The 19,900-nt window shown below is 69.5% G+C and carries 19 protein-coding genes; 4 read left to right on the forward strand and 15 right to left on the reverse strand.

The window, feature by feature from the left end:
• Nucleotides 1–44 precede the first annotated feature (44 nt).
• Together PCA_RS13870 and PCA_RS13875 are read left to right on the forward strand one after the other, a co-directional pair.
• Nucleotides 45–2,576, forward strand: a complete 2,532-nt coding sequence (locus PCA_RS13870) for a penicillin-binding protein 1A (RefSeq protein WP_181303208.1) — start codon at nucleotides 45–47, stop codon at nucleotides 2,574–2,576.
• Between the two features lie 97 nt (nucleotides 2,577–2,673).
• Nucleotides 2,674–3,348 carry a hypothetical protein gene (locus tag PCA_RS13875; protein WP_181303209.1) on the forward strand — a complete coding sequence of 225 codons (675 nt, stop codon included), beginning with the start codon at nucleotides 2,674–2,676 and terminating at the stop codon, nucleotides 3,346–3,348.
• 87 nt (nucleotides 3,349–3,435) lie between these two features.
• Here PCA_RS13875 and PCA_RS13880 read toward each other — a convergent pair whose 3' ends face one another.
• The 7 genes from PCA_RS13880 to rpoZ all read right to left on the reverse strand — a co-directional run bounded on the left by PCA_RS13880 (nucleotide 3,436) and on the right by rpoZ (nucleotide 11,560).
• Nucleotides 3,436–4,731: a citrate synthase gene (locus tag PCA_RS13880; RefSeq protein ID WP_181303210.1), complete on the reverse strand. Its 1,296-nt coding sequence runs from the start codon at nucleotides 4,729–4,731 to the stop codon at nucleotides 3,436–3,438.
• 296 nt (nucleotides 4,732–5,027) lie between these two features.
• Nucleotides 5,028–5,273, reverse strand: a complete 246-nt coding sequence (locus PCA_RS13885) for a type B 50S ribosomal protein L31 (protein ID WP_181303211.1) — start codon at nucleotides 5,271–5,273, stop codon at nucleotides 5,028–5,030.
• Between the two features lie 79 nt (nucleotides 5,274–5,352).
• Nucleotides 5,353–6,285 carry a nucleoside hydrolase gene (locus tag PCA_RS13890; protein ID WP_181303212.1) on the reverse strand — a complete coding sequence of 311 codons (933 nt, stop codon included), beginning with the start codon at nucleotides 6,283–6,285 and terminating at the stop codon, nucleotides 5,353–5,355.
• An 82-nt stretch (nucleotides 6,286–6,367) separates the two neighbouring features.
• Complete coding sequence (gene recG / locus PCA_RS13895; protein WP_181303213.1) at nucleotides 6,368–8,464, reverse strand: ATP-dependent DNA helicase RecG; 2,097 nt, start codon at nucleotides 8,462–8,464, stop codon at nucleotides 6,368–6,370.
• A 16-nt stretch (nucleotides 8,465–8,480) separates the two neighbouring features.
• A complete protein-coding gene (locus PCA_RS13900) occupies nucleotides 8,481–8,864 on the reverse strand; it encodes a RidA family protein (protein ID WP_181303214.1) in 384 nt (127 codons plus the stop codon).
• Between the two features lie 109 nt (nucleotides 8,865–8,973).
• Nucleotides 8,974–11,142, reverse strand: a complete 2,169-nt coding sequence (locus PCA_RS13905; protein WP_181303215.1) for a bifunctional (p)ppGpp synthetase/guanosine-3',5'-bis(diphosphate) 3'-pyrophosphohydrolase — start codon at nucleotides 11,140–11,142, stop codon at nucleotides 8,974–8,976.
• A gap of 127 nt (nucleotides 11,143–11,269) precedes the next feature.
• Nucleotides 11,270–11,560 carry a DNA-directed RNA polymerase subunit omega gene (gene rpoZ / locus PCA_RS13910; protein ID WP_181303216.1) on the reverse strand — a complete coding sequence of 97 codons (291 nt, stop codon included), beginning with the start codon at nucleotides 11,558–11,560 and terminating at the stop codon, nucleotides 11,270–11,272.
• A 207-nt stretch (nucleotides 11,561–11,767) separates the two neighbouring features.
• On the opposite strand from rpoZ, the gene PCA_RS13915 reads away from it, so the two are divergent.
• Nucleotides 11,768–12,613 carry a VacJ family lipoprotein gene (locus PCA_RS13915; protein ID WP_181303217.1) on the forward strand — a complete coding sequence of 282 codons (846 nt, stop codon included), beginning with the start codon at nucleotides 11,768–11,770 and terminating at the stop codon, nucleotides 12,611–12,613.
• Between the two features lie 76 nt (nucleotides 12,614–12,689).
• Here PCA_RS13915 and PCA_RS13920 read toward each other — a convergent pair whose 3' ends face one another.
• From PCA_RS13920 to PCA_RS13955, 8 genes are all read right to left on the reverse strand, one after another.
• Nucleotides 12,690–12,998, reverse strand: coding sequence for an STAS domain-containing protein (locus tag PCA_RS13920; protein WP_181303218.1), 309 nt, complete (start codon nucleotides 12,996–12,998; stop codon nucleotides 12,690–12,692).
• Nucleotides 12,988–13,671 (reverse strand): ABC transporter substrate-binding protein, encoded by a 684-nt coding sequence (locus tag PCA_RS13925; RefSeq protein WP_181303219.1) that lies wholly within the window; start codon nucleotides 13,669–13,671, stop codon nucleotides 12,988–12,990. The genes PCA_RS13920 and PCA_RS13925 overlap by 11 nt, the downstream gene beginning before the upstream one ends.
• 37 nt (nucleotides 13,672–13,708) lie before the next feature.
• Entirely contained in the window at nucleotides 13,709–14,578 is an 870-nt protein-coding gene (gene mlaD / locus PCA_RS13930; protein ID WP_181303220.1) for an outer membrane lipid asymmetry maintenance protein MlaD, read from the reverse strand.
• A 51-nt stretch (nucleotides 14,579–14,629) separates the two neighbouring features.
• Entirely contained in the window at nucleotides 14,630–15,403 is a 774-nt protein-coding gene (gene mlaE, locus PCA_RS13935) for a lipid asymmetry maintenance ABC transporter permease subunit MlaE (protein ID WP_181303221.1), read from the reverse strand.
• Entirely contained in the window at nucleotides 15,400–16,227 is an 828-nt protein-coding gene (locus PCA_RS13940; protein ID WP_181303222.1) for an ATP-binding cassette domain-containing protein, read from the reverse strand. Before PCA_RS13940 ends, mlaE begins: the two co-directional genes overlap by 4 nt.
• 68 nt (nucleotides 16,228–16,295) lie before the next feature.
• Nucleotides 16,296–16,916, reverse strand: a complete 621-nt coding sequence (gene gmk / locus PCA_RS13945) for a guanylate kinase (RefSeq protein ID WP_181303223.1) — start codon at nucleotides 16,914–16,916, stop codon at nucleotides 16,296–16,298.
• Between the two features lie 322 nt (nucleotides 16,917–17,238).
• On the reverse strand, nucleotides 17,239–17,934 hold the full coding sequence (locus tag PCA_RS13950; RefSeq protein WP_181303224.1) for a VIT family protein: 696 nt from the start codon (nucleotides 17,932–17,934) through the stop codon (nucleotides 17,239–17,241).
• Nucleotides 17,935–18,236: 302 nt separating this feature from the next.
• Nucleotides 18,237–19,094 carry a YicC/YloC family endoribonuclease gene (locus tag PCA_RS13955; protein WP_181303225.1) on the reverse strand — a complete coding sequence of 286 codons (858 nt, stop codon included), beginning with the start codon at nucleotides 19,092–19,094 and terminating at the stop codon, nucleotides 18,237–18,239.
• 70 nt (nucleotides 19,095–19,164) lie between these two features.
• On the opposite strand from PCA_RS13955, the gene rph reads away from it, so the two are divergent.
• The gene (gene rph, locus PCA_RS13960) at nucleotides 19,165–19,893 is read left to right on the forward strand and encodes a ribonuclease PH (RefSeq protein ID WP_181303226.1); all 729 of its coding nucleotides are present in this window, start codon (nucleotides 19,165–19,167) and stop codon (nucleotides 19,891–19,893) included.
• The last annotated feature ends 7 nt before the right edge of the window (nucleotides 19,894–19,900 follow it).

Consider the following 19,900-nt stretch of genomic DNA (forward strand, 5'->3'; position numbering starts at 1 on the left):
GCCTCTATACTCTGCGGGGTTCCGACATGGACGAACCGTCACACATGCGTATTCTCAAGCGTCTGTTGCGCTGGGCCCTGATTCTGGCGTTTTCGGCCTTCCTGCTGGGGGTCCTCGCGATCGGGGTCGCCTACTGGCTGGTGGCGCCCCGGCTGCCCTCGGTGGCGGAACTGAAGGACTACCACATGCAGGTGCCGCTGCGGGTGGAGAGCGCCGACGGCAAGCTGATCGCCACGTTCGGCGAAACGCGGCGCATCCCGGTGGCGATCGCGGACGTGCCGGACAACCTCAAGCATGCCGTGCTGTCCGCCGAGGACGCGGATTTCTACCACCACCCGGGCGTGGACTGGCGCGGCATCGTGCGCGCCGGCTGGCACGTGATCGTGACTGGCGGCGACAAGGGGCCGGGCGGCTCCACCATCACCCAGCAGGTGGCGCGGAACTTCTTCCTGAGCCCCGAGAAGCTGTACTCGCGCAAGCTCACCGAGATCTTCATCGCGCTGCGCATCGAGCACGAGCTGGGCAAGGACCAGATCCTGGAGCTCTACCTCAACAAGATGTTCCTGGGCCACCGCGCCTACGGCGTGGCCGCGGCGGCCTCGTACTACTACGGCAAGACGCTGGACCAGCTCAGCATCGCGCAGTGCGCGGCGATCGCCTCCAGCTTCCAGCTGCCCTCGGTGGTGAACCCGATCAACAATCCCGCGCGCCTGCTGGCGCGGCGCAACTGGGTGCTGAGCGAGATGCTGCGGCACGGCTACATCACCGACGCGCAGTACAAGGCGGCCGTCGCCGAGCGCAACGACGCCGCGCCGCACGAGGCGCCGATCAAGGTGGATGCGCCCTACCTCGCCGAGATGGTGCGCCGGCAGGTGCTGGACCGCCTGGGCAACGACGCGCTCACCGAAGGCTACGTGGTCAAGACCACCGTGCAGAGCGACCGGCAGCAGGCGGCCGTGGACGCGCTGCGCAAGGGCCTGGTCGCCTACGACCACCGCCACGGCTGGCGCGGGCCGGAGGCGCACGAGGACCTGGCCGCCGACGCCGGCACGGCGGACTTCCAGCGCATGCTGGGCGCCTATGCCGAGGTTTCCGGGCTGCAGCCGGGGCTGGTCACCGCCAGCGCGGCCGACGACGCCGCCGTGTTCCTCGCCGACGGCCGCAGCATCCGCCTGGACCTCGCCGCCGTCGCATGGGCCCGCCCCTACGTCAACGACAGCCGCGCCGGCGCGACGCCGAAACGGGTGGACACGGTGCTGAAGCGCGGCGACATCGTCCGCGTGTCGCAGGACGACAAGGGCGGCTGGGAACTCGCGCAGATCCCCGCGGTGCAGGGTGCGCTGGCCTCGATCCGGCCGGAGGACGGCGCGGTCGAGGCGCTGGTGGGCGGCTTCAACTTCACCCGCAGCAAGTTCAACCGCGCGGTGATGGCAGCGCGCCAGCCCGGCTCCAGCTTCAAGCCCTACCTGTACTCGGCGGCGTTCGACCACGGCTTCACGCCGGCCTCCATCATCAACGACGCGCCGCTGGCCCTGCCCGACCCCTCGCGCCCCGGCGGCCTGTGGACGCCGAACAACGACGACGACAAGTTCGCCGGCCCGATGCGCCTGCGCGAGGCGCTGGTGCAGTCCAAGAACCTGGTCTCGGTACGCCTGCTGGACGCGATCGGCGTGCGCTACGCGCGCGAGTTCATCACCCGCTTCGGCTTTCCGCTGGACGCGCTGCCGCCGAACCTGTCGATGGCGCTGGGCACCGCCTCGGTATCGCCGATGAACATGGCGCGCGGCTTCGCGGTGTTCGCGAACGGCGGCTACCTGGTGACGCCGTACTTCATCAGCGAGATCGACGACCGCAACGGCAAGCCGGTGTACATCGCGAATCCGGCCCGCGCCTGCCGCGAATGCCAGGAGCGCCTGCTGGGGAACGCGCCGCCAGGGCCGCCGCCGGCCGACATGGGCAAGCGCCCGGCGAACAGCCTCGCCGAGACCGCGACGGCCGCCGCGCCGGCCACCGCCGCCAGCGTCGACGACTCCGGCGTGGAGACGCTGCCGGCCGACGCCCACGGCAACGGCACCCACCCGCCGGTGCTGGCGCCGCACGTGCTGGGCCCGCGCACCGACTTCCTGGTCACCTCGCTGATGAAGGACGTGATCCTGCGCGGCACCGGCTCGGCGGCCAAGGCGCTGGACCGCGCCGACCTCGCCGGCAAGACCGGCTCCACCAACGACCACCGCGATGCCTGGTTCGTGGGCTTCAACGGCGACGTCTCCACCTCGGTGTGGGTGGGCTTCGACAACTACGGCTCGCTGGGACACGGCGAATTCGGCGCCAAGGCCGCGCTGCCGATCTGGATGGACTACATGGGCACGGTGCTGAAAGGCAGCCCGCTGAACTCGCTGCCGATGCCGCCCGGCATCGCCACGCTGCAGATCGACCGCTCCAGCGGCCTGCCCACCAGCCCGGGCGACCCCAACAGCATGAACGAGTTCTTCAAGGTCGAGGACGTGGACCGCCTGCGCACCCAGGCGACCCAGCAGGAGCAGCAGGACCAGCAGAACCCGTACAACATCTTCTGAGCCGGTCGGCGCCCGGACGTGCTCCGGGCGCCCGGCGGCGGTTCCCGCTTTCCGCCGCATGCGCTAGGCTGGGCCGGTGAGCGGCGGAGGAACCGAGATGGCCCGAGGCGAGCATCACCGCATCCATGCAAGCGACCGCCAGCAACGCAACCGGCGGCGCGTGGCCCAGGAGGCGGCACGCCTCATGAGCGAGCACGGCATCCGCGACTTCCATCGCGCCAAGCTCAAGGCCGCCGAGCGGCTGGGCATCCTCGACACCCAGGCGCTGCCGCGCAACCACGAGATCGAACAGGCGCTGCGCGAACATCAGCGCATCTTCCTCGCCGACAGCCAGCCGCAGCTGCTGCGCGCCCGCCGCGAGGCGGCGGTGGAGGCGATGCGCTTCCTGGAGCCGTTCGAACCGCGCCTGGTCGGCGCCGTGCTGGACGGCACCGCCGACGCGCATTCGTCCATCTGCCTGCACGTGTTCAGCGACGATCCCGAGGCGGTGCACCGCTACCTGCACGAACGCGGCGTGCCGTTCGAGACGCAGACGCGCCGCCTGCGCGTCAGCCGCGACGGGCAGGCCGAATTCCCGGTGCTGCTGTTCGCCGCCGACGCGCTGCCGTTCGACCTCACCGTGCTGCCGCGCGACGCGCTGCGCCAGGCGCCGCTGGACCGCATCGACGAGAAACCCATGCGGCGCGCCACGCTGAGCGCGGTGGAAATCCTGCTGGCCGAAGACGACGGCGCGGACGAACTGGAACGCATGCTGGCCGGCGTGCGGCGCTGAGGCGCCCGGCCCGGCCGCATTTGCAGGCCCGAAAAACGACGCCCCGGCATCGGCCGGGGCGTCGTCGTGGATCGGCGACCGCGGAACTCAGCGCTTGCCGGCCGCCACGTAGTCGCGCACGTCGTGGCCGACGTAGATCTGGCGCGGACGACCGATGCGCGAGCCGGGGGTTTCGTGCTGCTCGATCCAGTGCGCGATCCAGCCGGCGGTGCGGGCGATCGCGAACATCACGGTGAACATCTCGCGCGGGATGCCCAGCGCCTTGTAGATGATGCCGGAATAGAAGTCCACGTTCGGGTACAGCTTGCGCTCGACGAAGTACTCGTCCTTCAGCGCCGCCTCTTCCAGCTTCAGCGCCACTTCCAGCAGCGGATCGTTGACGCCCAGTTCGCCCAGCACCTTGTGGGTCATCTCGCGGATGATCTTCGCGCGCGGGTCGAAGTTCTTGTACACGCGGTGGCCGAAGCCCATCAGGCGGAAGTTGTCGTTCTTGTCCTTGGCGCGCTTGACCGCGGTCTCGACCTTGTCGGCCGTGCCGATCTCCTGCAGCATCGCCAGCACCGCCTCGTTCGCGCCGCCATGCGCCGGACCCCACAGCGCGGTGATGCCGGCGGCGATGGACGCGTACGGGTTCGCGCCGGTGGAGCCGACCAGGCGCACGGTGGAGGTGGACGCGTTCTGCTCGTGGTCGGCGTGCAGGATGAACAGCAGGTCCAGCGCCTTGGCCGCGACCGGGCTCATCTGCAGCGGTTCGCTGGGCACCTCGAACATCATGTGCAGAAAGCGGTCGACGTATTCGAGGTTGTTGCGCGGGTAGCGGAACGGCCAGCCGATCGAATAGCGGTAGCAGGCCGCGGCGATCGTCGGCATCTTCGCGATCAGGCGGATCGCAGCGAGCTTGCGGTCGGCCGCATTCTCGACGTCCAGGTCGTCGTGGTAGAACGCCGACAGCGAGGCCACCGCGGCGGCCAGCATCGCCATCGGGTGCGCGTCGTGGTGGAAGCCCTGGAAGAAGTTCTTCAGCGACTCGTGCATCATCGTGTGATGCGAGACGTCGTGCTCGAAGCTGGCGAACTCGGCCGCCTTCGGCAGCTCGCCGTTGAGCAGCAGGTAGGCCACCTCGAGGAAGCTGGACTTCTCGGCCAGCTGCTCGATCGGGTAGCCGCGGTACAGCAGCACGCCCTGGTCGCCGTCGATGTAGGTGATCGCGCTCTTGGTGCTGGCGGTGCTGCCGTAGCCCATGTCGTAGGTGAAGTGGCCGGTGTCCTTGTACAGCGTGCCGATGTCGATGCAGGCCGGCCCGAGCGTACCGGCGACCAGCGGCAGCGTGCTGCTGCGCTGAGTCGACTCGTCCACCAGCTTGACAGTCTTGGGATCGGACACGGGAACCTCCTTAGCAAGAGTCGCGGCCGGCCGGCGCACGGTGGGACGCCGATCGACGATGGGAAAGGCATCGGGCCGGGGAAAGCGTCGATGCGATCCCGGCATTATCGCACATGGGCCGGCCACGCATACCTTGGCGGATGGTCGTAGCAGGCGCGCATTCGCCCGGCGCAATCCGGCCCCGTGCGGGCGCGCCTTCCGAAATCGCGGACGTAAAAACGCACGAGGCAGGCCTTGGCCTGCCTCGTGCGCGGATTCACCCCGTGTCGCCGCCGTGCGGCGGCGCCGGTCTGCGCTTACTTCTGCGCGTAGCGCTTGCGGAACTTGTCCACGCGGCCGCCGACGTCCAGCGTCTTCTGCTTGCCGGTGTAGAACGGATGCGAATGGCTGGAGATATCCACCTTGATCAGCGGGTACTCGTTGCCATCCTGCCACTTGATGGTGTCCTTGGCGGCAATCGTCGAACGCGTCAGGAACGCGAAGTCGGACGACAGATCCTGGAACACCACCGGGCGGTAATTCGGATGGATATCGGGCTTCATGACGGGCTCAGTGCAACGGGAAAAGAGGACAAGTCTAGCCTGCGGAGCGGGGATGCGTCAACCAACTGCAACAAGGGGCTCAGGCGGCCCCCAGCGCCTTGCGCACCATCGCCGCGAACCGCGCCTGGTCCACCTCCAGCACGATGCGCGCCTGTGCGGGCCGGCCCAGCCGGTTCGCCCAGTCCACCACGGTGGCGCCGCGGGTGAGCCGGCCATCCAGCTCCACCGCGACCGCGCGGGTCTCGCTGCGGGTCACGATGGCCGGATCGATCGCCACCGCCATCGCCAGCGCATCGGCCGCGACCACGCCGCTGCGGTCGTGCTTCGCGTTGTAGTCGCGCGCGGTGCGGAACACGCGGCCGAAGAATTCCGCCCGGCGGTCGCCCGCCGCCAGCCACGCATCGAATTCGACGTCGGCGAAACCGTGGCGCAGGGTGGCCTCCCAGTCGACCAGGTCGAAGGCGGGAAACGCCTCGAATACCACGTGCGCGGCCTCGGGGTCGAAGCCCACGTTGAACTCGGCCGGAATCCTGCCGGTGTTGCCGTGGCCGGTCACCGCGCCGCCCATCACCACCAGCCGTTTCACCCGCTGCGGCAGCGCGGGGTCGAGCCGCAACGCCAGCGCGAGATTGGTCAGCGGCGCCAGCGCCACCAGGGTCAGCTCGCCGGGGCGCTCGCGGGTGAGCCGCAGCAGCGCCAGCGCGGCGGCTTCGGCATCGGCGGCGGTTCCCGGTTCGGGAAAGCCGACGTCGCCGAGGCCGTCCATGCCGTGCACGAAGGCGGCGTCCTCCTCCGGCGCGCGCACCAGCGGCGTGGCGCAGCCGGCGTACACCGGAAACGAGGCGCCCAGCAGGTCGCGCAGGATGCGCGCGTTGCGCACGGTGTGGCCCAGGCCCACGTTGCCGGCGGCCACGCTCAGGGCCGCGATGTCGGCGTGCGCGTGGGCCATCAGGATGGCCAGCGCGTCGTCCACGCCGGGGTCGGTGTCGATCAGGAGTTGCGGTCTGCTCATGGACGGATCATCGCAAGAATTGAAAAACGCGGCCAAGGGCGGCCGTTCGGTCGATCATCACGGACAAGGATGACCGCATGAATCACGCGCGCGCATAGCGCGCCGCGCCGCCGATCCAGCGCGCGATCAGGCGGTCCGCCTCGCGCGGATGATCGGCCAGCAGGCGCTCGCCCACCTGCTGCACGGCAGGCAGCAGGTGCGCGTCGCGCGAAAGATCGGCGATGCGGAAGTTGAGCTGGCCGGTCTGCCGCGTGCCCAGCACCTCGCCGGGGCCGCGCAGTTCCAGGTCCTTCTCGGCGATGCGGAAGCCGTCGTTGGTCTCGCGCATCACCGCCAGCCGCTCGCGCGCCAACTGGCCCAGCGGCGGCTGGTACAACAGCACGCAGTTCGACGCCACCGCGCCGCGCCCCACCCGCCCGCGCAGCTGGTGCAGCTGGGCCAGACCCAGGCGCTCCGAATTCTCGATCACCATCAGGCTGGCGTTCGGCACGTCCACGCCCACCTCGATCACCGTGGTGGCGACCAGCACGGCCAGCTCGCCGGCCTTGAAGGCATCCATCACGGCCTGCTTGTCCTTCGGCTTCAGGCGGCCGTGGATCAGCCCCACCTTGCAGTCGTCGAGCGCGGCGGTGAGTTCCGCATGCGCCACTTCGGCGGCCTGCGCGCGCAACTGTTCCGATTCCTCGATCAGGGTGCACACCCAGTAGGCCTGCCGCCCTTCGGCGCAGGCCACGCGGATGCGCTCGATCACTTCGGCGCGGCGCGCGTTGGATACCGCCACCGTCTGCACCGGCGTGCGGCCGGGCGGCAGCTCGTCGATGGCGGAGACATCGAGGTCGGCATACGCGCTCATCGCCAGCGTGCGCGGGATGGGCGTGGCGGTGAGCACCAGCTGGTGCGCCACCTCGCCGCGCGCGCGGTCGGCGCCCTTGTCGTGCAGCGCGAGCCGCTGCTGCACGCCGAAGCGGTGCTGCTCGTCCACGATCACCAGGCCCAGTCGCGCGAACTCCACGCCTTCCTGCATCAGCGCGTGGGTGCCCACCGTGACCGGCGCACCCTCGGCCACGCGTTGCATCGCCGCCTGCCGCGCCTTGCCCTGCTGCTTGCCGGCCAGCCATTCCACGTCCACGCCCAGCGGCGCCAGCCAATGACGGAAGTTGCGCAGGTGCTGCTCAGCCAGCAGTTCGGTGGGCGCCATCAACGCCACCTGGCGACCCGATTCCACCGCGGCCAGCGCGGCCAGCGCGGCGACCACGGTCTTGCCCGACCCCACGTCGCCCTGCACCAGCCGCAGCATCGGTTTCGTTTGCGCGAGGTCGCGGCGCACTTCCTCGTCCACGCGCCGCTGCGCGGCGGTGAGCGAGAACGGCAGCGATTCGAGCAGGCGGCGGCGCAGCGTGCCGGCCGTCGCCAGCGACGGCGACTTGCGCCGCTGCATCGCCGCGCGCATGCGCTTGAGGCTGAGATGCTGGGTCAGCAGTTCCTCGAATGCCAGCCGCTGCTGCGCGGGATGCCGCCCGTGCAGCAGCAGGTCCAGCCGCGCATCCGGCGTCGGGCGGTGCACGGTGAGCAGCGCCTCGCGCAGCGAGGCGAGGCCGTGCGCCGCGCACAGCTCGTGCGGAACCAGTTCCAGCGCCGACTCCGGCGGCAGCAACGCCAGCGCCCTGGCGATCACCCCGGCCAGACGCTTCTGGCCCAAGCCTTCCGTGGTCGGATAGACCGGGGTCAGCCGGTCCTCCACCACCACCGCCTCGTCGGCGCCAAGCCGGCGGTACTGCGGATGCACCATCTCCAGGCCCTGCGCCGCCTGGCGCACCTCGCCGAAGCACAGCAGGCGCGCGCCCGGCGCCAGCTGTTCGGCCTGCGCTCGGTTGAAATGGAAGAAGCGCAGCTGCAGGCCCTGCCGCGAGTCGTCGCCGACCGCCACCTTCAGCTGCGGGCGATAGCGGAAGCCGCGCTCCACCGCCTCCACCGTGCCCACCACCTGCGCGCTCTGGCCCGGCCGCAGGTCGGCAATCGCAGTGACTCGGGTGCGATCCTCGTAGCGCAGCGGCAGGTGGAACCACAGGTCCTGGACGTGCTCCAGGCCCAGCTTCCGCAGCAGCGCGGCGAGCGCCGGGCCCACGCCCGGCAGCGCGGCGACGGGCTGCATGCCGGCATCGTCGGCGGCCACGCTCATCGCCCGGCGGAACGGCTCAGCCCAGCACCATGATCGCGTCGACTTCCACCTGCGCGCCCTTGGGCAGCGCCGAGACCTCGATGGTGGAACGCGCGGGATACGGCTGCTGGAAGTACTCGCCCATCACCGCGTTCACCGCCGCGAAGTTCGCCAGGTCGGTGACGTAGATGCCCACGCGCACCACCTGCGCCAGCGAGCCGCCGGCCGCCTGCGCCACGGCCACGAGGTTGTCGAACACGCGCCGCGTCTGCGCGGCGATGTCGCCCTCGACCAGGTTGCCGGTAGCCGGGTCCAGCGGGATCTGGCCGGAGAAGTACACGGTGTCGCCGACGCGCACGGCCTGCGAATACGGGCCGATCGCGGCGGGTGCCTGCGGGGTGGAGACGATGCTGCGGGACATGGCGGTTCCTGGGGATTCCCGCGGGATGCGGGATTCGCAAAGGCCGAAGCGTAGCGCGCGGGCGCGCGGCTGCCCAGCCGGATCCGCCGCCGCCGGCCCCGGATCGCGCCTACAGGGGGTAGCGGTAGACGCCGCTCACCACGCCGGTGCGGCGCACCCGGCGCATCACCTCGGCGAGGTGCTTGCGATTCTTCACCTCGATCGCGAACAGCAAGGTGGCGGCGGCGAGGTCGCGCTCGGCGTATTCCACGTTCTCGATGTTGGAATCCGCCGCCGCGATCGCCGCGGCGATGGTGGCGAGCACGCCTGGGCGGTTGATCACCTCGATGCGCAGCTCGGCGCGGTAGTCGCCTTCCACGTCGTGGTCCCACTCGATCGCCACGCAGCGCTCCGGCGACTTGCGCAGCTCGACCACGTTCGGGCATTCCTCGCGGTGGACCACGATGCCCTTGCCCGGCGAGAGGTAGCCGATGATCGCGTCGCCCGGCAGCGGATGGCAGCAGTTCGCGAAGCTGAGCACGCCGCGCTCGGCGCCGGTGATGCGGATCTTCTCGTGCACCGGGCTGGCGCCGGGCGCCGCGTCGTCGGACTGGCCGTCGCGCAACGCCAGCAGGTGGCGCGCCACCACGTCGGGCATGCGGTTGCCCAGCGCGATCTCGGCCAGCAGCTCCTCCAGCCGCTTCAGCCTGGCCTCGTGCAGGAAGCGGTCCAGCACTTCCGGCGGGATCGCTTCCAGGCTGCCGCCGCGCGCGTCCAGCGCACGGTCCAGCATGCGGTGGCCGAAGTCGACCGCGTCCTCGTGCTGCAGGTGTTTCAGGTACTGGCGGATCGCGGTGCGCGCCTTGCCGGTGACCACCGATTCCAGCCACGCCGGGTTCGGCACCGCCGACGGCGCGGTGATGATCTCCACCAGTTGGCCGGATTCCAGCCGCGTGCGCAGCGGCAGCAGCTTCTTGTCCACGCGCGCGGCCACCGCGTGGTCGCCGACGTCGGTGTGCACGGCGTAGGCGAAGTCCAGCGCGGTGGCGTTGCGCGGCAGCGCGAGGATGTCGCCGCGCGGCGTGAACAGGTAGACCTCGTCCGGGAACAGGTCGATCTTGACGTTCTCGATGAACTCCGCCGACGAGGCGGTGTTCACCTGGCTGTCGGCCAGCGAGGCCAGCCATTCGCGGGCGCGCACCTGGGCGCTGTTCGCCGGGCCGGAGTCGGTCTTGTAGGCCCAGTGCGCGGCCACGCCGCGCTCGGCCACCGAATCCATCTCGGCGCTGCGGATCTGCACCTCGATCGGCGCGCCGAACGGCCCCAGCAGCACGGTGTGCAGCGACTGGTAGCCGTTCGCCTTGGGGATGGCGATGAAATCCTTGAAGCGCCGGTCCACCGGCTTGTACAGCCCGTGCACCACGCCCAGCGCCATGTAGCAGTTCATCGCGTTCTCGACCACCACGCGGAAACCGTACACGTCCATCAGCTGGGCGAAGCTCTTGTGCTCGTGGCGCATCTTCGAATAGATGCTCCAGGACGACTTGATGCGCCCCACCACGCGCGCCGGCAGGTGCTCGGCGGCCAGCCGCGCGGACAGCGCCGCCTCGATCTTGCCCATGGCCTCGCGGCGGTTGCCCAGCGCGGCGCGGATGCGCTCGCTGATCACCCGGTAGCGGTCCGGATGCAGGGCGCGGAAGCCGAGGTCCTGCAGCTCGGCCTTGATCTTGTTCATGCCCAGGCGCTGGGCGATCGGCGCGTAGATTTCCAGCGTCTCGCGCGCGATGCGGCGACGCGAGGGAGCATCCTTCGCGCCCAGCGTGCGCATGTTGTGCAGGCGGTCGGCCAGCTTGATCAGGATGACGCGCAGGTCGCGCGCCATCGCCAGCAGCATCTTGCGGAAACTCTCGGCGTCCGCCTCCAGGCGGCTGCTGAAGCGCATCTTGTCCAGCTTGGTGACGCCGTCGACCAGCTCGGCCACGGTCTCGCCGAATTCGCCGGCCAGCGCGCTGCGGCTGAGCGCGGTGTCTTCCAGGGTGTCGTGCAGGATCGCCGCGATGATGGTCTCGGCATCCATGCCCAGCTCGGCGAGGATGCCGGCCACGGCCACCGGATGGGTGATGTAGGGCTCGCCGCTCTTGCGGGTCTGGCCTTCGTGCGCCTGCGCGCCGACCTGGAACGCGCGCAGCACGCGCTCCAGCTGCGATGACGGCAGATACCCGAGCTGCTCCTTCAGCGCCAGCACGTAGGGCGGCAGCGTGGCGGGATCGATGGCGACTGGCGTGCTGGCGGCGGTCATGCCCTGGCGCACCTGCGATGGCGCGCCGACGGCGCCTTCATGCGGTACGGATGAGTGCGACCGGCCGCGCGTGCAAGCACATCGGCAGTCCCGATGCGATGCATGCGCGGTCTACAGCCGCCCTCCATCAATCGTCGCCGACCTTGGACAGATCGTCGTCCACTTCGGCCGCGGCCCACTCCAGCGCCTCGCGCTCGGCGCGCTCGCGCTCGGCCTTGTCGATTTCGTCGATGGTGGCCTGGTCGATGCGGCGGCCGGCGATCTCGCGCAGCGCCAGCACCGAGGGCTTGTCGTTGTCGGGATGGACTGCCGGTTCGGCACCCTTGGCGAGCTGACGGGCGCGCTTGGTCGCCATCAACACCAGCTCGAATCGGTTGTCGACCACCTCAAGGCAGTCCTCCACGGTAATGCGTGCCATGCCAAATCCTCAGGGAAATAGAGACTTATACAGGATGACAGTTTAGAGCAGGCGGCGCTGGCCTGGCAATGCAGGCAACGCCTGGCATGGGCGGTTGCCGCCGCCGCACCGTGAAAGCGGAGCGAAACGCGTGCAGGTTATAAAACCAAGCAGTACACTATTCTGGCTTTCCAACTCCCAGCCACGTCCCCACCCTGGCCGAGACCCATGCCGACGCTTTCACCGCCCCAAACCCGCCTGCTCCGCCGCGGCCTCGCCCTGCTTGCGGTCCTGCTGCTGGCCGGCTGCGCCATCGCGCCGCCGCGCACCGACGACCCGCTGCAGAAGGTCAACCGCAAGGTCTATGCGTTCAACGATACGCTGGACAAGGCGGTGCTGCGTCCCGTCGCGGTGGGTTACCGCAAGGTGACGAATCCGCCGGTGCGCCGCTCGGTCAACAACTTCTTCACCAACATCCAGATGCCGATCACGGTGGCCAACGACCTGCTGCAGGCGCGGCCCTCGGATGCGCTGGGCAATACCGGGCGCTTCCTGATCAACCTCACCGTGGGCGTGGGCGGCATCTTCGATCCCGCCACCAAGATGGGCCTGCCGCTGCAGACCACGGACTTCGGCATCACGCTGGCGCGCTGGGGCGTGCCCGAGGGCGATTTCCTGATGCTGCCCCTGATGGGGCCCAGCACGCTGCGCGACGTGTGGCACTACCCGGTGGACGGCTACTTCTTCGATCCGCTGAGCATCGTGGCGCGCACCCACTACTTCAACTACGGCCAGTACTACCTGCCCCAGGTGCTGTACGTGGTGTCGATGCGCTCGCAGCTGATCGACGCCGAGGGTTTCCTGCAGTCGGCCTACGATCCCTACGCGTTCCTGCGCGACGCCTACCGCCAGCGTCGCCTGTACATGCTGTACGACGGCAACCCGCCGGCCGACGTGATCGAGAAGATGCAGGGCGTCGACCAGCCGGGCTTCGATCCCGACGAGCTTCTGCAGCAGCAGAAGCAGTGGGAGCAGCAGCACGCCGCGACGAAGTCCGCGCCCGGCAGGAACTGAGACACGGCACATGCGCACGTGAAAACGGGGCCGCTCGCGCGGCCCCGTCTTTCATGTGCGGTTGCGAACCTGCGCTTCAGGCCGGCGCCAGGAACGCCTCCACGCCGCTGACCTGCGCCAGGGTGCGCAGCCCATCGGGCACGTGCCGCAGGCTCACGACCTGGCCGCGCACGCGGGCCGCGGCCAGCACGGCCAGCACGCAGGCCAGGCCGGCGCTGTCGCAGGAGCGCACGCCGGCGAGGTCCAGCGTGAAGCGGTCGCCCGCCCGCAACGCCCCGTCCAGCGTCTGCCACGCCTCGGCCGCGGTGGGAAAACCCAGCACGCCGGACACCGCCAGCGTGCCCGGCTCGCCGCGTTCCAGCCGGAAACCGGTATCAGCCGCCATTGGCCTTGCCGCCCGGTTGCTGCTCCATCGCCTTCAGCGCCTGGTCGCCCTGGGTCTGCAGGTTCTTGATCAGCTGGTCGAGGCCGACCTTGCGGATCTCCGCATCGACCTGGTTGCGATAGTTCGTGATGTAGGAAATGCCCTCGATCACCACGTCGTAGGCCTTCCACTCGCCGCTGGCGGTCTTGCGGAACGCGAAGTCCACGGACACGGTCTTGCCGTCGCCGGTGGCCACCTGGGTACGCACCACGGTGCGCTTGTCGTTGAGGTCGCCGGTCGACGGCAGCACCCTCACCGCGCCGTTGGTGTAGTTCAGCAGGCCTTCCGCGTAGCGGTGGGTGATGGAGTTGTAGAACGCCTTGGCGAACTCCGCGCGCTGCGCTGGCGAGGCCTCGCGGGCATGCTGGCCGAGCACCAGGATCGCCGCGTAATCCACGTCGAAATGCGGCAGGAACACCTGGTTGATGACGCCGACCAGCTTTTCGCGGTTCTTCTGCAGGTCGGCCTTGCGCCCGCCCACTTCGGCATCGAGTTGCCTGGCGATGCCCTGCACCACCTGCTCCGGGGTCTGCTGGGCCGCAGGCTGCTGGGCGGCGGACTGTTGGGCCATGGCCGGCGCGGCGAGCGCGCCGCCGAAGGCCACGGCGATGGCGAGAGCCAGATGACGCATCATGCGGAAACTCCTGTGCGAACTGTGCAGGGTGCCGGCCTCAATGCTTGCCGGCCGTGGGGGTGGACGAGCCTGCATCCTTCCTGGCGTCGCCGCCGCCGGAACCGTTGACCAGGAACTTGCCGATCAGGTCTTCCAGCTGCATCGCCGACTGGGTCAGGATCATCTCGTCGCCGTTCTTCAGCATGTCCGGCGAACCGCCGGGCTGGATCGCAACGTACTGGCTGCCGATCAAACCGCTGGTGAACACCGCGGCGGCGGAGTCGTCGGGAATCTGGTTGTACCGGTTGTCGATCGCCAGGGTCGCCACCGCGTCCAGCTTGGCGGGTTCGGCCCGCACCGACACCACCTGGCCGATCGGCACGCCGGCCATCTTCACCGGGGCGCCCGCCGACAGCGTGCCCACGTTGGTGAAGTGCGCGGTGACCTCGTAGGTGCCGCCGATGTTGTCGGCCGCGCCGCCGGCGCCGAAGAACTTGCTCAGCATCTCCTCCAGCGGCTGGGTGGAGCGGGTCAGCGCCAGCTTGCCGCCGTCGGCGACGTACTTCTTGTCGTGGCCGTACTCGATGCCCACGTACTGGTCGCCGAGCAGGCCGCTGGTGAAGATCGTGGCGACCGAATCGGCGGGAATCGTGGCGTAGCCCTTGTCGATGGACAGCTTCACGTCGGCCACGGACTTGCCGGGCACCAGCGCGATCGACTGCACCTGGCCCACGCGCACGCCGGCGATCTTCACCGGGGCGCGCTCCTTCAGCTGCCCGATGTTCTCGAACTGCGCGTCCACGATGTAGCTGGCGCCCTGCTGGCGGTTCGCCACCGAGCTGGTCTGGGTGGCGAGATAGGCCAGCGCGGCGAAGCCGAGCACGATGAACAGGCCGGTGCCGACGGCATAGGATTTTCTCTGGCTCACGGCAACATCCTCGAAGAAAGTCGGATCGTCATGCGGGTCACGTCGGGCGGGTCACATAAGGAACGCGGTCAGCACGAAGTCCAGCGCCAGGATGGCGATGGACGAGGCGACCACGGTGCGGGTGGTGGCGTAGGCCACGCCTTCGCTGGTGGGCGGTGCGGTATAGCCCTGGAACACGGCGATCAGCGCCACCACGGCGCCGAACGCCAGGCTCTTCCAGATCACGCCGCTGATGATGTCCTGCCACACGTCGACGGTGGCGGTCATGTTCGACCAGAACGTGCCGTTGTCGATGCCCAGCCACGACACGCCCACCAGGTGGCCGCCGAAGACCGCCAGCGCGCAGAACACGCAGCACAGCAGCGGCATCGCGACCAGCCCGGCGAGGAAGCGCGGCGCGGCCACGTAGGCCAGCGGGTCCACCGCCATCAGCTCCATCGCGGCGATCTGGTCGGTGGCGCGCATCAGGCCGATCTCGGCGGTGATCGCGGTGCCGGCGCGACCGGCGAACAGCAGCGCGGTGACCACCGGCCCCAGTTCGCGATAGGTGGCGATGGCCACCACCGTGCCGCTCATCGAGGTGCTGCCGAACATCGACAGCACGTGGTAGAGCTGCAGCTCCAGCACCATGCCCACGAACAGGCCGCAGGTCATGATGATGGTGAGGCTCATCGCGCCCACGAACCACAGCTGGCGCACCGTCTCGCGCCCGTAGCGCAGGCTGCGCGGGATCGCCGCGAGGATCTGCAGCAGGAACAGGCCGCAGCTGCCGATCTGGCCCAGCGCCTGCGTCACCACGTTGTCGTTTGCCATGCGCGCGTTCATGCACCACCCCGCGGAAAGCCCAGCGCCTCGGCGTAGTCGCCGGCCGGGTACTGGAACGGCACCGGGCCGTCCGCCTCGCCGCCGAAGAACTGCCGCGTCCACGGCGAGCCGTCGTCGGCGATGGTCTTCGGATCGCCCTGCGCCACCACCTTGCCGTTGGCGATCAGGAAAATGTGGTCGGCCACGTGCTTGATCGCATCCAGCTCGTGCGCCACCAGCACGCTGGTGATGCCCAGCGTCTCGTTGAGCGTGCGGATCAGCTTCAGCACCTGGTTCAGCGCGATCGGATCGATACCCACGAACGGCTCGTCGTACAGGATCAGCATCGGATCGAACACGATCGCGCGCGCCAGCGCCACGCGCCGCGCCATGCCGCCGGAAAGCTCGCTGGGCATCAGCTGCGCCGCGCCGCGCAGGCCCACCGCCTGCAGCTTGGTCAGCACCAGGTTGCGGATCAGCACCTCGGGCAGTTTCGTGTGCTGGCGCAGCGGGAAGGCCACGTTCTCGAACACGTCGTAATCGGTGAGCAGGGCCGAGTTCTGGAACAGGTAGCCGATCTTCTCGCGCAGCTCATACAGCGCCTCGCGGCTCAGCTCGGGCACGTTGCGGCCGTCCACCGTGATCTGCCCGGCATCGCCGCGCATCTGGCCGGTGATGTGCTTGAGCAGGGTGGTCTTGCCGGTGCCGCTGGGGCCCATGATCGCGGTGACCTTGCCGCGCGGGATGTCCATGTCCAGCGCGTCGAAGACCTTCTTGCCGCTGAGCACCGTGGTGAGGCCGCGGATGCGGATCAGCATGTCATCGGGGGAGGCGGCGGCGTTCATAAGCAGGCTACGTTAGCGGAGCGGCGGAGGGCAGCCAAGCCGGGGATGCCGGGCCGCTGGCACGGCGTTCAGGCCAGCAACTCGGCGATCAGGGCTTCGTACCGGCGGCACTGCAGCGAACTGCGCAGGCGCACGGCGCGCACGATGGCCTGCAGTTCGTCCAGCGCGGCCTCGAAACGGTCGTTGACGAGGATGAAATCGAACTCGTGGGCGTGGGCGATCTCGCCGCGCGAATTGGCGAGGCGCCGGTCGATCACCTCGGGCGCGTCCGAGCCGCGGCCGCGCAGGCGGCGCTCCAGCTCCCCGCGCGACGGCGGCAGGATGAACACGCTGACGCAATCGGGCTTGCTCTTGCGGATCTGCGCCGCACCCTGCCAGTCGATCTCCAGCAGCACGTCGCGCCCCTGCTCCAGCAGCCCCCGCACCTTGTCGCGCGAGGTGCCGTACAGGTTGCCGTGCACCTCGGCATGCTCCAGGAAGATGCCTTCGGCTGCCTCGCGCTCGAACTCCGCGCGCTCTACGAAATAGTAGTGCCGCCCGTACTGCTCGCCCGGCCGCGGCGGCCGCGTGGTGTGCGACACCGACAGCGAGATCGCCGGCTCGCGCTCCAGCAGCGCGTTGACCAGGGTGGACTTGCCGGCGCCCGAGGGCGCGGCGACCACGAACAGGGTGCCCGGTTCAATGCTCATGAAAGTGCGCGACGCGTTTGCGCCCTCTTCCGTTGCTGGAGAGGACCGGGAAGCGGGAAGCGGGGCCTGCCGGATGCACCTAGACCTCGGCCGGAATCGGCAGGTGGCCCAGCCGTGCGGCTCCCATGCTCGATCCTTTCGCTCGGGTACGGCTCAAACGGCTGGTGGACATCGGTGCCCCATCGACGGCGTGCGGCCCGGAAGTATAGCCGGATCACCGAGGCTGCCGCCTGGACAGCGGGACAGGCGGGAGCCCGCGAGACCGGGATGCATCGATGAAAGCCATGACGGGCGGCGCGGGACAGCGCCCGTCAGCCGCCGCCTAGACCGCCTTGCCTACGAGCGTGCCGATCAAGGCGGTCGACGCCAGGGCCACGGCACCCCAGAACACGACCCGAAGCGTGGGCTTGAACACGCCGGCTCCACCCGCCCGCGCCCCGATGGCGCCGAGGACCGCAAGACCGACGAGGCAGGCGAGCGACACGCTCCATACCACCGCTCCGGCAGGCGAAAGCAACGCGACGACGAGCGGCAGCGACGCGCCAAAGGCGAAGGTGGCGGCCGAGGTGAAAGCTGCCTGGGCGGGCCTGGCCATCATGTGGCTGGTGAGTCCGAGTTCATCGCGCGCATGCGCGGCGAATGCGTCTTTCGCCATCATCTGCTCGGCGACCTGCTGCGCCAGTTCACGCGTCACGCCGCGCTGTTCATAGATGGCGACAAGTTCCGCGAGTTCGGCGCCGGGCTGCGTCGCCAGTTCATGGCGTTCACGCGCCATGTCGGCTTCTTCCGTATCGGCCTGGGAACTGACCGATACATATTCGCCCGCCGCCATCGACATCGCGCCGGCAACGAGCCCCGCGACGCCGGCAACGAGAATCTCGTGCTGCGCCGTCGCTGCGGCGCCCACGCCCACGATCAGGCTGGAAGTCGATATCAACCCATCGTTGGCGCCAAGCACCGCGGCTCGAAGCCAACCTATCCGTTCGATCAGATGACTTTCTTTGTGGAGGGCACGCATGGAAAGTGTTCCTTGCTCGAGAAGTTGTATCGGGAGTTTCCGCCCAGGCGGCGCGAGGCCGGCAGCCCCGGGGGCGGACATTCTGCGCCCTGACGGACGCGGCACGTGAAACCGGCAAGGCGCCATGGAGTCGCACCCGCGACGCACCCCACCAAGGGGCTGCGGGCATGGTCGTGGATACGGCCCCGACGCCGGATCGCGCTTGACGCCATCGGACGACGCCGGACGCGAAAAAGCCCGCGTGGAGCGGGCTTTCGACCTTGCGACGCGGTGTGCCGGACGCCATCGGGCGGCACGGAACATCACTCGATGTTCTGCACCTGCTCGCGCATCTGCTCGATCAGCACCTTGAGTTCGACGGCGGCGTTGGTGCTGCGCGCGTCCACCGACTTGGAGCCCAGCGTGTTCGCCTCGCGGTTGAACTCCTGCATCAGGAAATCGAGGCGGCGGCCCACCGGCTCCTTCAGGCCCAGCACGCGGCGCGTCTCGGCGATGTGGGTGCTGAGGCGGTCCAGTTCCTCGTCCACGTCGCTGCGGGTGATCTGCAGCACCAGTTCCTGCTCCAGCCGGCCGGGGTCGGCGGGCTGCTTGAGGTCGGCCAGCCGCGCCTCCAGCCGGGCGCGCAGCGCGGCGCGGATCCCGGGCATCCATTCGCGCACCTGGGCCACGATGCGCTCGATCGCGTCCAGCCGGTCGCGCAGGATCTGGCCCAGCTTCGCGCCCTCGCGTTCGCGGGTGGCGGTGAGCGCGTCCAACGCACGGTCCAGCACCTCGAACAACGTGGCCTGGCGCGCCTCGGGGTCGGCCGCCTCCTGCTGCAGCACGCCGGGGAAGCGCAGCAGTTCGGTGAACTGCACCTGCAGTCCGGGGAAGCGCGCCTGCAGGTCCAGGTTCAGGTCGGACAGGCGCGACAGCAGCGCGCCGTTCACCTGCAGGGATTCGCTGCGCGTGTCGTTGCTGCGCACCGTCACGTCCACCTTGCCGCGCGAGAGCTTCGCCGCGATGCGCTCGCGCAACTGGGACTCCAGGCTGCGCAGCTCGTCCGGCAGGCGCGGCGAAAGCTCCAGGTAGCGGTGGTTGACCGTGCGCAGTTCGCAGCTCAGCGTACCGGCGGGTCCGCCGGTCTCGGCCGAGGCATAGGCGGTCATGCTGCGGATCATCGGCGGCCTGCGAACGGTGGGAAGGGTCGCAATGGTAAACTTTCCGACCCCGAGTTGCCCAACGGCCCACATGAACCAGTCCGTCCGACCCAGCGGCCGCGCCAGCGACCAGTTGCGCACCGTCGCCATCGAACGCCACTACACCCGCCACGCCGAAGGCTCGGTGCTGGTGAGCTTCGGCGACACCCGCGTGCTGTGCACCGCCAGCATCGAGGATCGCGTGCCGCAATGGCTGCGCGGCAAGGGCGAGGGCTGGGTCACCGCCGAATACGGCATGCTGCCGCGCGCCACCCACACCCGCATGCAGCGCGAAGCCGCGCGCGGCGGCCAGGGCGGCCGCACCATGGAGATCCAGCGCCTGATCGGCCGCAGCCTGCGCGCCTGCATCAACCGCCAGGCGCTGGGCGAACGCGTGGTCACGCTGGACTGCGACGTGATCCAGGCCGACGGCGGCACCCGCACCGCCGCGATCACCGGCGCCTACGTGGCCCTGGCCGACGCGGTGAACGCGCTGATGCAGCGCGAGAACCTCAAGCGCAACCCGATCGTGGGCGCGGTGGCCGCGGTATCCGTGGGCATCTACAAGGGCGTGCCGGTGCTCGACCTCGACTACGCCGAGGATTCGGACTGCGACACCGACATGAACGTGGTGATGAACGACGGCGGCGGCTTCATCGAGGTGCAGGGCACCGCCGAGGGCCACGCCTTCCGCCGCGACGAGATGGACGCGCTGCTGGCGCTGGCCGAGAAGGGCATCGGCGAACTGGTGGCCGCACAGCGCGCCGCGCTCGCCGCCTGAGCTGCCG

The organism is Rhodanobacter sp. PCA2 (assembly GCF_013620825.1).
Taxonomy (GTDB): domain Bacteria; phylum Pseudomonadota; class Gammaproteobacteria; order Xanthomonadales; family Rhodanobacteraceae; genus Rhodanobacter_A.